Genomic DNA, 13,662 nt, shown 5'->3' with positions numbered 1-13,662 from the left:
CGCGATGGCGGCGTATCCGTCAACATGATTGCTGGCTGGACCATTGCTATCGCGAGCAAGCTCGCTCCCACAGGGTCCTGGAGGGTTGTCGGGTTGGTGTGATCACCCCTCCACCAACCCCCACTGCTTGCCCAGGCGCTTGTCGGAAATCGGCACCTTGGTGCCCAGCTGCTGGGCAAACAGCGACACGCGGTATTCCTCCAGCCACCAGCGGTACAGCTCCAATTGCGGGTCGCGCTTGCCTTCCTGGGCGTGTTTGCTGGCGCGGGCCTGGTATTGAGCCCAAAGGTTTGAGAGTTCGCCGCTCCAGACCCGGTCCTTCTGTACCTGGCTGCCCAGCTTCTCGAAGCGTTGCTCGATAGCCTTGAGGTAGCGCGGCAGTTCCTTGAGCCACTGGTGCGGGGTTTCCCGCACGAAGCCCGGGTACACCAGATGGCTAAGCTGCTGCTTGATGTCATTCAGGGCCACGGCCTGGGCCAGGTCGATCTTGCCCTTGAAGCGTTTTTGCAGGCCGTGCCAGAGCTTGAGGATGTCCAGGGTCAACTTCGCCAGGCGTTCGGCGTGCTCGGTCCAGCCGCCGCGCTTGCGTTCGGCTAGGGCTGCCAGCGCGGCGCCGTCACGGGGCAGGCTCGGCTCGCCTTCGAGGATGCAGCTGTCGAGGCTGGCCAGCAGGATGTCTTCCACCAGACCGTCGACGCGTCCCAGATCGCGATAGAGCAGGCCCAACTCCGTCAACCCCGGCAGCTTGCCACGGAGGAATTTCGCCGTTTCGGCGAGTTGCTGCATGAGCAGACGCTGCAAGGCTCGACGATGCTGGAACTCGGCTTCGGCCGGGGTCGGGAAGCGCCCTTCCTTGACCACGCCGCCCTCTTCCACCAACGCCGGGTAGACCGTCATCGACAGCCCGGCGATCTTCTGCTGGGTTTTTTCCGCAACCGGCGCGAAGACTTTTGCCTCCACCGGCGCCTGGCTCTTCGCCGTTTGCGGCACGGCCAACGCCGCCTGGCTGGCTTCGGCAAACCGCGCCGTCAGTTCGGCCAGGTCGCGTCCCTCGCCGAGGAACTTGCCCTGGCCGTCAACGATTTCCAGGTTCATGCGCAAATGGCTGTCCACCTGCTGCGCCGCTTCGGCCCAGGCTTCATCGCTGACCCGCGCGCCCGTCATGCGCAGCAACTCACGCCCCAACGATTGTGGCAACGAGCCCTCGGCAAACGTGATGCGCTGCAGCGCCGCCTTGACGAAATCCGGCACCGGCACGAAGTTCTTGCGCAAGGCCTTGGGCAAGTTGCGCACCAGGGCGATGCACTTGGCTTCGATCATCCCCGGCACCAGCCAGTCCAGGCGCTCCGGCGGTAGCATCGGCAGCAGTGGCGCCGGTACCCGCAAGGTCACACCATCGCGCGGGTGGTTGGGCTCGAAGTGATAGCTCAACGGCAAGGTCAGGTCGCCGACGCGCAAAGTGTCGGGGTACTGGTTGGCCGTCACCTCGCTGGCCTCGCGGGCCAGCACGTCTTCTTCGCGCATGATCAACAGTTGCGGGTCTTTCTGGCTGTTGATCCGGTACCAGCTGTCGAACGTCGCGGTCTGGTGGATTTCGGCGGGCAGGCGCGCATCGTAGAAGGCGAACAGGGTTTCCTCGTCCGCCAGGATGTCGCGGCGACGAGCCTTGGCTTCGAGCTCGTCGAGCTGTTCCAGCAACCGGGTGTTGGCGCTCAGGCACTTGGCCTTGGACTGGATCTCACCGCGCACCAGTGCCTCGCGGATGAACAACTCACGGGACACCACCGGATCCACCGGCCCGTAATGCACCGGTCGGCGACCGACCACAATCAGCCCGAACAGAGTGATCTGCTCATAGGCCACCACTTGCCCGCGCTTCTTCTCCCAATGAGGTTCGAAGTGGTTTTTCTTGATCAGGTGCCCGGCCAGCGGTTCGATCCAGTCCGGCTCGATCTTCGCTACCATGCGTGCGTACAACTTGGTGGTTTCCACCAGCTCGGCGGTCATCAGCCACTGCGGACGTTTCTTGCCCAGGCCCGACGAGGGGTGGACCCAAAAGCGTCGCTGGCGAGCGCCGAGGTAGTCGCCGTCTTCGGTTTTCTGGCCGATCTGGCTCAACAGGCCCGACAGTACGGCCTTGTGCAGTTTCGGGTAGTCGGCCGGATCCTTGTTGAGGCTCAGCTGCATGTCGCGGCAGATCAGGCTCAACTGGCGATGGGAATCGCGCCATTCGCGCAGGCGCAAATAATTCAGGAAGTTCTTGCGGCACCAGTTGCGCAGCGGGCTGGCGGTCAGGGCCTGGCGCTGCTCTTCAAAACCGCGCCACAGATTGACCAGCCCGGCAAAGTCCGAATCCGCGTCCTTCCATTGGGCGTGGGCCTGGTCGGCGGCCTGTTGCCGTTCCGGCGGGCGCTCGCGCGGGTCCTGGATCGACATGGCGCTGGCGACGATCAGCACTTCCTGCAAACTGCCCAGCTTCGCCGCTTCCAACAACATGCGGCCCATGCGCGGGTCCACCGGCAGGCGCGCCAATTGCCGCCCCAACGGCGTCAGCTGGCTGTTGCGGTCCACCGCCGAGAGTTCTTGCAGCAGGTTGAAACCGTCGCTGATGGCCTTGCCGTCCGGCGGCTCGATGAACGGAAAATCGGTGATCTCGCCGAGGCGCAGGTGCAGCATTTGCAGGATCACCGCCGCCAGGTTGGTGCGCAAAATCTCTGGATCGGTGAATTCGGGGCGCGCGAGAAAATCTTCTTCGCTGTACAGGCGCACGCAAATCCCCGGCTCGACCCGCCCACAGCGGCCCTTGCGCTGGTTGGCGCTGGCCTGGGAAATGGCTTCGATAGGCAGGCGCTGGACCTTGGCGCGATAGCTGTAGCGGCTGATGCGCGCGGTGCCGCTGTCAATCACGTAGCGGATGCCCGGTACGGTGAGCGAGGTCTCGGCGACGTTGGTCGCCAGCACCACGCGACGGCCCGGGTGGGACTGGAAAATGCGCTGTTGTTCGGCCGGCGACAGGCGCGCATACAGCGGCAGGATTTCGGTGTGCTTGAGTTGGGCCTTGCGCAGCATCTCCGCGGCGTCGCGAATCTCCCGCTCACCCGGCAGGAACACCAGCACATCGCCGGGACTGCGCCGTTCGCTGCGCTCGTAGGCGGCGATTTCGTCGAGGGTGGCGAGGATCGCCTGGTCGACGGTCAAGTCGTCCTCGACCCGGTTGCCCTCTTCGTCCTGCTCCAGGGTCAGCGGGCGATACCAGGTTTCCACCGGGAACGTGCGGCCCGAGACCTCGACGATGGGCGCGTCATCGAAGTGCTTGGAGAAACGCTCCAGGTCGATGGTCGCCGACGTAATGATGACCTTCAGGTCGGGGCGACGCGGCAGCAGGGTCTTGAGGTAGCCGAGCAAAAAGTCGATGTTCAGGCTGCGTTCGTGGGCTTCGTCGACGATGATCGTGTCGTAGCGCTCGAGGTAGCGGTCGTTCTGGGTTTCGGCCAGCAGGATGCCGTCGGTCATCAGTTTGATCAGGGTGTTGGCGTCGCTCTGGTCCTCGAACCGCACCTGATAACCCACCAGCGCCCCCAACGGCGTGGCCAGTTCTTCGGCGACGCGACTTGCGACACTGCGGGCGGCGATGCGGCGTGGCTGGGTGTGGCCGATCAAGCCATGCTGGCCCCGGCCGATTTCCAGGCAGATCTTTGGCAACTGAGTGGTTTTGCCCGAGCCGGTTTCGCCGGCGATGATCAGCACCTGATGCTTGAGCAGCGCCTCCTTGATTTCGTCGCGCTTGGCGGCGATCGGCAAGTTGTCGTCGTAGCGAATCGACGGCACGCTCGCCTTGCGCGCCAGCACCTGGTCGCACGACGCCTGCATGCGCGCCACCCACTGGGCCAGCTTGGCTTCGTCGGGTTTCTTGCGCAGCTCGAGCAGCTGCCGCCGCAACCGGTGACGGTCGGCGAGCATGGCGTGATCGAGGTTTTTCAGCAGTTTGTCGATTGCGGGGGCTTGGTCAGTCATCAGGTACGCAAGGGTCGTCGGTTTGAGCAAGGGGGCGATTGTCGCAGATTTGCGGCTATTGCGCCGAGCACACAAACAGCCACACCTTGTGGGAGCGAGCTTGCTCGCGATGGCGGTGTGTCAGTCGACATTCATGCTGGTTGATCCACCGCTATCGCGAGCAAGCTCGCTCCCACAGGGGATTCGCGTCAAGGCTGCTTTTGTGGCGCGGGAGCTTGCTCCCGCTCGGTTGCGCAGCAGCCGCTAAATCCTGGGGCCGCTTCGCAGCCCAGCGGGAGCAAGCTCCCTCGCCACAAAAGCCACAAGCCACAAGCCACAGGGACTTCGTTCAACCGGCACGGTTACTCGTTGTCCAGGTCTTTGCGCCGATACGGGAACACGTCGATCACCTTCCCCGCCCGAATCGCCTCTTGCAGGCTTTTCCAGTAGTCGGCGTTGTACAGCTCGCCATGCAATTGGTCGAACAGCTTGCGCTGCCCGGCGTCGGCGAACAGGAATGGTGGGAATTCTTCCGGGAAGACGTCCAGCGGGCCGATGGAATACCAGGGCTCGGAGGCCATCTCGTCTTCCGGTGTACGCGGCTGGGGAATGTGGCGGAAGTTGGCTTCGGTGAGGAAGCAGATTTCATCGTAGTCGTAGAACACCACGCGGCCGTGGCGGGTCACGCCGAAGTTCTTGAGCAGCATGTCGCCGGGGAAGATATTGGCCGCCGCCAGTTGCTTGATCGCCAGGCCATAATCTTCCAGCGCCTCGCGCACCTGGGCTTCATTGGCATTTTCCAGATAGAGGTTCAGGGGCGTCATCCGGCGTTCGGTCCAGCAGTGGCGAATCAACACCGTGTCGCCCTCCACCGACACCGTGGACGGCGCCACCTCGAGCAACTCTTCCAGGCAGGCCGGCTCGAATTTGCCCAGGGGGAAGCGGAAGTCGGCGAACTCCTGCGTATCGGCCATGCGCCCGACCCGGTCGACGCTTTTCACCAGTCGGTACTTTTCGATCACCGTGGCCCGATCGACGTTTTTCGACGGCGAGAAACGGTCCTTGATGATCTTGAACACGGTGTTGAAGCCCGGCAGGGTAAACACACTCATGACCATGCCGCGCACGCCCGGCGCCATGATGAACTGGTCGTCGGTGTTCGCCAGGTGGTTGATCAGTGCCCGGTAAAACTCGGATTTGCCGTGCTTGTAGAAGCCAATCGACGTGTACAGCTCGGCGATGTGCTTGCCCGGCAGGATGCGCTTGAGAAAGCCGATGAATTCCGCCGGCACCGGCACGTCGACCATGAAATACGAGCGAGTGAACGAGAAAATGATCGACACCTGCGCCTCGTCCGTGATCAGCGCGTCGATCTGGATACCGCGACCTTCGCGGTGCAGCAGCGGGATCACCAGCGGCCATTGGTCGTCGCGGGTGTAGATGCGGCCCACCAGGTAAGCGCCCTTATTGCGATAGAGCACCGAGGAAAACAGCTCGACCGTCAGTTCCGGATCCTTGCAGACCCAGTCCGGCAGGTTCTCGCGCAGTTGGCTTTCGAGGCGTTGCAGGTCACCCGGCAGGTCGGCGTAATCCTCGCTGAAGCGATAATCGGCGAAAATCGCCGCGAGCATCTTGTCCAGTTGCCCTTCGGGCTTATAGGTACGGGTCTGGGCCGCGCGGGCACGACGCAGGCTCGGCCGGGTCGTGTGGATGAACATGGTGCCGTCGCTGATCAGGTCATGACTGAACAGGCCGCAAAAGATCGAGTTGTACCAGGTCTCCGACAACTCATCGTCAAAGCGCAGGTCGATCAGGCTGATATAGGCGCTTTTTACCAGTGGCCAGCATCCGACATCCATCAAGGCTTCGGTTGCGAAGGCGTTGCGCAACTTGGCGACGGTCTCGAAGACTTTTTCTTCATACAGATTGATCCGCGCCGCCGACGCCGCCTGCGCCTCCAGCCATTGGGCCTGCTCGAACCGGGCGCGGGCGCCATCGGTGATCTGCCGGAAATGCTCGCGATAATCGTCGAAGCCGTCGAGGATCGAACGGGCGATATCGGTGGCGGGCCATGGCTGCGGCATAGGGTAAACCTCGGCGGGTCATGCTTGTTATTGGCGACTGAGCTTAGAGGCCAATCCCTCGGCAACGCAACCATTGCCATCGGTGTTTGGCGGGGCGACACTTGCGGCCCGATCAAGGAAGGACACATTCGTGAACCTCGTCGATATCCTGCGTTTGCTGTCACTGGCCGCCATCTGGGGCGCGAGCTTTTTGTTCATGCGCATCATCGCCCCGGTCATTGGCACGATTCCTACGGCCTTCTTCCGCGTTTCCATCGCCTTTGTCGGTCTGCTGGTCATTCTCGCGCTGATGCGCGTCGACTGGAATTTTCGCGGCAAGCTGAAAGCCGTGATGGTACTGGGCTTGATCAACTCGGGCATTCCGGCGACGTTCTACTCCCTGGCAGCGCAAGTATTGCCAGCCGGTTATTCGGCGATCTTCAACGCGACGACACCGCTGATGGGCGTGCTGATCGGTGGATTGTTTTTCCGTGAGCCACTCACGGCGGCGAAGGTCAGCGGGGTCTTTCTCGGCCTGATGGGCGTCGCGATCCTCACCCGCGCCGGCCCGGTGGCCTTCGACATGCAACTATTGATGGGCGCCCTCGCCTGCCTGCTCGCAACCACCTGCTACGGCTTTGCCGGTTTCCTCACCCGGCGCTGGCTCGATCACCAAGGCGGGCTGGACAGTCGCCTGTCCGCGCTGGGCAGCATGTTCGGCGCCACGCTCTTCCTGCTGCCGCTGTTTGGCTACAGCGTGATCACCCACCCGCCGGCCAGTTGGGGTGGCTGGAGCGTCTGGCTGTCGCTGCTGGGCCTGGGCCTGGTGTGTACGGCGCTGGCCTACATTCTTTATTTCCGGCTGCTGAGCTCCATCGGCCCGGTCAAGTCCATGACCACGACCTTTCTGATTCCGCCGTTCGGCGTGTTGTGGGGCGCGTTGTTGCTGGATGAGCCGTTGGGCATGGCGCATGTGTATGGCGGGGTGTTGATTGCGGCGGCGTTGTGGTTGGTGTTGAAGCCTGGGGTGTCTAGCCGGTAGTTCATTGGGATGGCCGAAAAGCTTCGCGAGCGGGCTCGCTCCCACAGGATTGCGCGTAACCTGTGGGAGCGAGCCTGCTCGCGAAAGCGATGGTGCTCGCGAAAGCGATGGTGCTGCCAGCGGTTAGCTAGCGGCTCTTACGAAACACAAACACCAACCCAACAATGATCAGCGCCATCCCCAGCAAGCTCAACAACGCCAACCGGTTGCCGAACACCAGGTAGTCCATGATCGCCGTCACCGCCGGCACCAGGTAGAAAAGACTGGTGACGTTGACTAGGTTGCCGCGGGCAATCAGCCGGTACAGCAACAGCGTCGCCAACACCGACACCACCAGCCCCATCCACAGCACCGGCACGATGAAACCCGCGCTGTGCTCGAAGTAGAACGGTTGGAACGGAACGAACACCGCGCACAACACGAGCCCGGCCAGGTACTGCACCGGCAGCGTGCCCAGCGGATTATCGGTGATGCGCTTCTGCATGATGGACCCCGCCGTCATGCTCACCAGCGCCAACAACCCGCACAGCATGCCCGCCAGGGACATACCGGCGAGGCCGATGCCTTGGTAAACCACCATGATCAAGCCCACCAACCCCAGCGCCAGGCCGAACATCCGCTGCCAGGAACGCTGGCGTTCCATGAGCACCACGGTAAGGATCGGCTGCACGCCCATCAGCGTGGCCATCACGCCGGGGGTCACGTTCAGTTGCAGCGCCAGCAGATAAAAAATCTGGTAGGCGCCCAACAACACCAGGCCAGTCGCCGCCGCGTACCACATTGGCTTGCCGGCGCTGGGCAACTTGAACTTCAACATGGGTACCAACAGCACCAACGCACACAGTGCGATAGCAAAACGGATCAGCAGGAAGGCGAAGGGGGACGCGTGGGCGAGGCCCAGTTTGGAAAAGATCGCCCCGCTGCTCCACAGCAGAACGAACAGGCTCGTGGAAGCCGCCGCCAATAAGGCGTTTTTGGAAAGGGAAAACATGAATACCACCTGTAGTCAGGCAAGAAGCCAACTCAGCCGAAGCTGAAATCCAGTCGTTTTTTTTCAGGCGGGCACAGGGAACGGCAACCGTTGCCGATCAGCCCCGAACACCAACACCCGGCGGTGATACGCAGGCGTATACCGGAGAGCGACTGACAGGTGGAGGGTATTGACCGATCTGCTCAGGCGACCGATTCCCGCACGGCACGACGCCAGCGTTGAACGCTGGAACCACAACCGCGGTGAAAGGGAATGCAGGCATGAGCCGATCTCTTGGAGGATGGGTCCGAAAACCGAGCGCCGACTATAACCAGTGCTCGATGTGTAACGCAATATTTAAACAAACAACCAGTAGCCCAGCGCCGTCAACACAGCGACAGCCAGCACCGGACGCATGACCCGATAGGCCTTGGGATGCTTGCGTTTGAATTGCTTGACCTTGCCGCTTATGCCGTCGCTGAACGACTTGCTCCACGCATAAGCCTGGTTAATACCACCGACGCGTTCGTCGTCGAGGTTTTGCGGCGCAGTGGCGCGCCCGAGAAAGGCGCTGATGGCGCGGTTGAGTCGGGTCATGAACCGGTTGCTCAACGGCCGCTCGACATCGCAAAACAGAATTACTCGAGTATGTGGCGTCTCGTTCTTGACCCAGTGCACATAGGTTTCATCGAACATGACGTCTTCACCATCGCGCCAGGCGTAAATCTGCCCGTCGACAAAGATCCGGCAATCATCGGAATTGGGCGTGGACAGCCCCAGGTGATAACGCAGTGACCCGGCGAATGGATCGCGATGGGGGTTCAGGTGGCTGCCCCCCGGCAACAAGGCAAACATCGCGCCTCGCACGTTGGGAATCTGGCTGACCAGCTCGACGGTCCTGGGGCACAGCAACTCGGCTGACGGCAGCGGTTTGTCGTACCACTTGAGGTAAAAGCGCTTCCAGCCTTTCTTGAAGAACGAGCCAAAGCCAGCATCGTTGTTCTTCTCGGCGGCGCGAATGTAGCCCTCGTCGAACAGGTGCATCGCTTCGTCGCGGATCACCTGCCAGTTCTCCTTGAGCACATCCAGCTCGGGGAACTTGCTGCGATCGAGGTAAGGCTTGGAAGGCACGCCGGAAAACAGGTACATCAGGGCGTTATAGGGAGCGAACAATGCCGAATGGTTGACGAACTGGCGCAGCACCGGCAAACGCGCCTTGCCACGCAAGTGCACATAAAGTGTGCTGCACAGGAACAACAGCAACACCGAGGCCTTGAGGGCGAACGAAACGGTCATTCTTTCAACTCCTTGTCTGGAACCACTTGCGCAACGTCATTAGCCCGACGCGGCGGCCGGCAATGTTAAACGTCCTTATCCCGATAAAACACCGCAGGGCGCAACATTCACTGTTGAGGATTACGCAACAAAGCCCTTGTTAACATGCGTCGCCTGAACCTTGGCTGATGCACGGAGCACTCAGTCAACTTGCCTTCTGGATGGCGAAGGGCTTTTGTGGCGAGGGAGCTTGCTCCCGCTCGACTGCGCAGCAGGCGCCTTGGACTTACCTGAATCGCCAAATCCCAGGGGCGCGCTTCGCACGCCAGCGGGAGCAAGCTCCCTCGCCACAAAAAGCGCCCCATGTCGTCCGTATTACTGCTGAATCTCCTGCTCGGTAAACAAATCACTGAACAGCATGCTCGACAGGTAGCGTTCACCCGAGTCCGGCAGGATCACGACGATGGTCTTGCCCTGCATTTCCGGCTTCTCCGCCAGGCGCGCCGCCACGACCATGGCCGCGCCGCAGGAAATGCCGCAAAGGATGCCTTCTTCCTGCATCAAGCGCAGGGCCATGGCCTTGGATTCGTCATCCGTGACCCGCTCGACCTGGTCCACGATCGACAGATCGAGGTTCTTCGGCACGAAACCAGCGCCGATCCCCTGGATCTTGTGGGGGCTGGGCTTGATCTCCTGTCCCGCCAGCGCCTGGGTGATCACCGGCGAAGCCTCGGGCTCTACCGCCACCGACAGGATCGGCTTGCCACAGGTGTTCTTGATATACCGCGAAACCCCGGTAATGGTTCCGCCGGTGCCTACGCCAGCGACCAGCACATCTACAGCGCCATCGGTGTCGTTCCAGATTTCCGGGCCGGTGGTTTTCTCGTGGATCGCCGGGTTTGCCGGGTTATCGAACTGCTGCGGCATGAAATACTTCGACGGGTCGCTGGCCATGATCTCGGCGGCTTTTTCGATGGCACCTTTCATGCCCTTGGCGGGCTCGGTGAGCACCAGCTCCGCGCCCAGGGCCTTGAGCACTTTGCGCCGCTCGATGCTCATCGAGGCGGGCATGGTCAGCGTCAGCTTGTAGCCACGGGCGGCAGCCACGAACGCCAGGCCGATACCGGTATTGCCTGAAGTCGGCTCGACAATGGTCATGCCAGGCTTGAGTTTGCCGGAGCTTTCCGCGTCCCAGATCATGTTCGCGCCGATCCGGCATTTCACCGAGTAACCCGGGTTACGCCCTTCGATCTTCGCCAGGATGGTCACGCCGCGTGGAGCGATGCGATTGATCTGCACCAATGGCGTATTGCCAATGGAATGGGCGTTGTCAGCGTAGATACGACTCATGGCCGGGTCCTTAATGCAGAGAAAATTTAGCGTTCAAAGGTAAGCCTGTTGCCGAAGGCCGTCCAGTTGCACCGAACGTTCCCGTTGTTACGACAGTCAATGGCATTAACAACGGAGACTACTCTTATGAAGCGTCGATACAGCTGGCCACTGTGGACATTCGTCGCCATCGTTGCGTTGCTGGTGGCCCTGCATTTTGCCTTGCCTTATCTGGTGCGCAATTACCTGAACGATAAACTGGCCCACATGGGCGATTACCATGGCCAAGTCACGGACGTCGATCTGGCGCTCTGGCGCGGTGCCTATCGGATCAACGGTCTCAAGATCACCAAGGTCGACGGCAAGGTGCCGGTGCCGTTCGTCGACGCTCCGTTGGTCGACCTGTCCGTAAGCTGGCACTCGCTGTGGTATGACCATGCGGTTGTCGCCGAAGTGGAGTTCGCCCACCCGGAAGTCAACTTCGTCGACGGCGGGGCCAACCGCGAGAACTCCCAGACAGGCCGGGGCACCAACTGGCGTGAACAACTGAGCAAGCTGATGCCCATCACGCTCAACGAGGTGCGTATCAACGACGGCAAGCTGACCTTTCGCAACTTCGACTCCAAGCCGCCAGTGAACCTGCGGGCCACGAATGTCAACGCCAGTTTTTATAACCTGACCAACGTCGTGGACACCGAAGGCAAGCGCGACGCCCGTTTCGAGGGCAAGGCCCTGGTGGCCGAACACGCGCCGCTGGAAGTCCAGGCCACTTTCGACCCCTTGAGTAATTTCGAGGACTTCGACTTCCGCTTGCGTGCCACCAACATCGAGCTCAAGCGCCTGAACGATTTCGCCGCGGCCTATGGAAAATTCGACTTCAACGCCGGCCACGGCGACCTGGTGATAGAGGCCGAAGCCGACAACGCCCGGCTCAGCGGTTATATCAAGCCACTGCTGCGTGATGTGGACGTATTCGACTGGCAGCAAGACGTGGAGAACCAAAACAAGAATATCTTCCGCTCGGTCTGGGAAGCCTTGGTCGGCACAAGCGAAACAGCCTTGAAAAACCAGCGCAAGAACCAGTTCGCTACCCGGGTCGAGCTCAGTGGCAACGTGCATCAGCAGGACATCAGCGCCTTCGAAGCCTTCCTGCAGATTCTGCGCAATGGTTTCGTCCAGGCCTTCAATGCCCGCTACGAGCAACCGCCGCCTTCGAAGGATTAAGTCTTGGGCGTTACGCGATAGCGACCTTTTTGCTCTGCCACTGCTCGGCCCGCTCCGCTTTGCAGCGAGTCCCAGCCCAGGCATGCCAGAGCGAGCGAGCGCGGTACGGCCTCACGACCGCTGCTGTAGCGACTGATGCTACGGGCACTCACGCCCAGCGCTTCGGCCGCCTTGTTCAGTGGCAAACCGGTACGGGCACGCCAGTCGATGAAAATGCGAGTGTTTTCATCCACGGCATTCTGCGCCAGCGCATCGAAATACAAGGTATCAGCGCCGATCTGAATATCCAGATCGGGCCATTCGACGCTCCAGCCATCATCACCCAGGGTTACACCGGAAAACGCGTCCTTATCCAGCAAGGGCCTCAGGCCGGGGTAACGTTGCACATCAGCGCTCAAGTCCAGCGTCAATCGCTGGCCGTCGATAAACGTCAACTCGAGACTGAACGGTAATGAAGGCTGTACGGCCAATAGCCGGGGCCTTTTCATGGGTAGCATCGTTGCCAGTCCTCCAGCAATTGCGCCTGATGGGACCTTACCCAGTCCAGCGACTAAAACATGACTTTCGCGTTGCGCATTTGTGGCGAGGGAGCTTGCTCCCGCTGGGCTGCGAAGCGGCCCCATAAAGTTGCGAGCGCTGCGCACTCGAGCGGGAGCAAGCTCCCTCGCCACAGAAGCTCTTCGCCTTAAAACACTTCGGCTTCAATGTATCGCCAATTTGGCGATATGCAATACTGGCAAGCCGCCGAGACTGAGTCAACATGTGACGACCCATTCAGAGACTGAATACAGCGTCTGCGTTCACAGTCGGCGGGGCCTCGCGTTATAGTCGGGCACGACATTTATTTCGCACGCCCTGCCTCGTCCAGGCCGGCGACACCGTTCGAGGAATTGCAGATGAAGTTCGAAGGCACCAGCGCCTACGTGGCTACCGATGACCTGAAACTGGCCGTCAACGCCGCCATCACCCTGGAGCGACCGTTGCTGGTCAAGGGCGAGCCGGGCACCGGCAAGACCATGCTCGCCGAACAATTGGCGGAGTCCTTCGGCGCGCGCTTGATCACTTGGCACATCAAGTCCACCACCAAGGCCCACCAGGGCTTGTACGAGTACGACGCGGTCAGCCGCCTACGGGATTCGCAGCTGGGCGTGGACAAGGTCCACGACGTGCGCAATTACCTGAAGAAGGGCAAGCTCTGGGAAGCGTTCGAGTCCGAGGAGCGGGTAATCCTGCTGATCGACGAGATCGACAAGGCCGACATCGAATTCCCCAACGACCTGCTGCAAGAACTCGACAAGATGGAATTCTATGTCTACGAGACCGACGAAACCATCAAGGCCAAGCAGCGCCCGATCATCATCATTACTTCCAACAACGAAAAGGAACTGCCGGACGCCTTCCTGCGCCGCTGCTTCTTCCACTACATCGCCTTTCCCGACCGCGTCACCCTGCAGAAAATCGTCGATGTGCATTACCCGGACATCAAGAAGGACCTGGTCAGCGAAGCGCTGGACGTGTTCTTCGACGTGCGCAAGGTGCCGGGCCTGAAGAAAAAACCTTCCACCTCCGAACTGGTGGACTGGCTCAAGCTGCTGATGGCCGACAACATCGGCGAAGCGGTGCTGCGCGAGCGTGATCCGACCAAGGCGATTCCGCCGCTGGCCGGCGCCCTGGTCAAGAACGAACAGGACGTGCAACTGCTCGAGCGCCTGGCGTTCATGAGCCGTCGCGGCACCCGCTGATCCTCTTCGTTTAACAAGAGCGAG

Annotated in this window: 9 protein-coding genes; 3 read left to right on the top strand and 6 right to left on the bottom strand. The window is 61.1% G+C overall.

Annotated features, from left to right (window positions below; translation table 11 throughout):
- Positions 1-102 precede the first annotated feature (102 nt).
- Both hrpA and aceK read right to left on the bottom strand, forming a co-directional pair.
- Entirely contained in the window at positions 103-4,014 is a 3,912-nt protein-coding gene (gene hrpA / locus FHK92_RS02785) for an ATP-dependent RNA helicase HrpA (RefSeq protein ID WP_181286718.1), read from the bottom strand.
- A 341-nt stretch (positions 4,015-4,355) separates the two neighbouring features.
- Complete coding sequence (aceK, locus tag FHK92_RS02780) at positions 4,356-6,077, bottom strand: bifunctional isocitrate dehydrogenase kinase/phosphatase (protein ID WP_181286717.1); 1,722 nt, start codon at positions 6,075-6,077, stop codon at positions 4,356-4,358.
- A 130-nt stretch (positions 6,078-6,207) separates the two neighbouring features.
- Between aceK and FHK92_RS02775 the strand changes: the two genes are divergently transcribed.
- Positions 6,208-7,098: a DMT family transporter gene (locus tag FHK92_RS02775; RefSeq protein ID WP_181286716.1), complete on the top strand. Its 891-nt coding sequence runs from the start codon at positions 6,208-6,210 to the stop codon at positions 7,096-7,098.
- A 127-nt stretch (positions 7,099-7,225) separates the two neighbouring features.
- On the opposite strand, the gene FHK92_RS02770 is transcribed toward FHK92_RS02775, so the two are convergent.
- The 3 genes from FHK92_RS02770 to cysK form a co-directional block, all read right to left on the bottom strand.
- A complete protein-coding gene (locus FHK92_RS02770; protein ID WP_181286715.1) occupies positions 7,226-8,089 on the bottom strand; it encodes a DMT family transporter in 864 nt (287 codons plus the stop codon).
- 336 nt (positions 8,090-8,425) lie between these two features.
- A complete protein-coding gene (locus FHK92_RS02765; protein ID WP_181286714.1) occupies positions 8,426-9,364 on the bottom strand; it encodes an aspartyl/asparaginyl beta-hydroxylase domain-containing protein in 939 nt (312 codons plus the stop codon).
- A 354-nt stretch (positions 9,365-9,718) separates the two neighbouring features.
- Positions 9,719-10,693, bottom strand: a complete 975-nt coding sequence (gene cysK, locus FHK92_RS02760; protein WP_030141173.1) for a cysteine synthase A — start codon at positions 10,691-10,693, stop codon at positions 9,719-9,721.
- Between the two features lie 126 nt (positions 10,694-10,819).
- On the opposite strand from cysK, the gene FHK92_RS02755 reads away from it, so the two are divergent.
- Positions 10,820-11,896 (top strand): DUF748 domain-containing protein, encoded by a 1,077-nt coding sequence (locus FHK92_RS02755; RefSeq protein WP_181286713.1) that lies wholly within the window; start codon positions 10,820-10,822, stop codon positions 11,894-11,896.
- Here the strand turns inward: FHK92_RS02755 and FHK92_RS02750 are convergent.
- Positions 11,893-12,393, bottom strand: coding sequence for a DUF2442 domain-containing protein (locus FHK92_RS02750; RefSeq protein ID WP_181286712.1), 501 nt, complete (start codon positions 12,391-12,393; stop codon positions 11,893-11,895). The genes FHK92_RS02755 and FHK92_RS02750 overlap by 4 nt on opposite strands.
- Positions 12,394-12,792: 399 nt before the next feature.
- Here FHK92_RS02750 and FHK92_RS02745 point away from each other — a divergent pair, with 399 nt between their 5' ends.
- Complete coding sequence (locus tag FHK92_RS02745) at positions 12,793-13,638, top strand: AAA family ATPase (RefSeq protein ID WP_003184225.1); 846 nt, start codon at positions 12,793-12,795, stop codon at positions 13,636-13,638.
- The last annotated feature ends 24 nt before the right edge of the window (positions 13,639-13,662 follow it).

The organism is Pseudomonas brassicacearum subsp. neoaurantiaca, assembly GCF_013608025.1.
GTDB lineage: Bacteria > Pseudomonadota > Gammaproteobacteria > Pseudomonadales > Pseudomonadaceae > Aquipseudomonas.
This window is presented reverse-complemented; position numbering and strand designations above follow the sequence as displayed.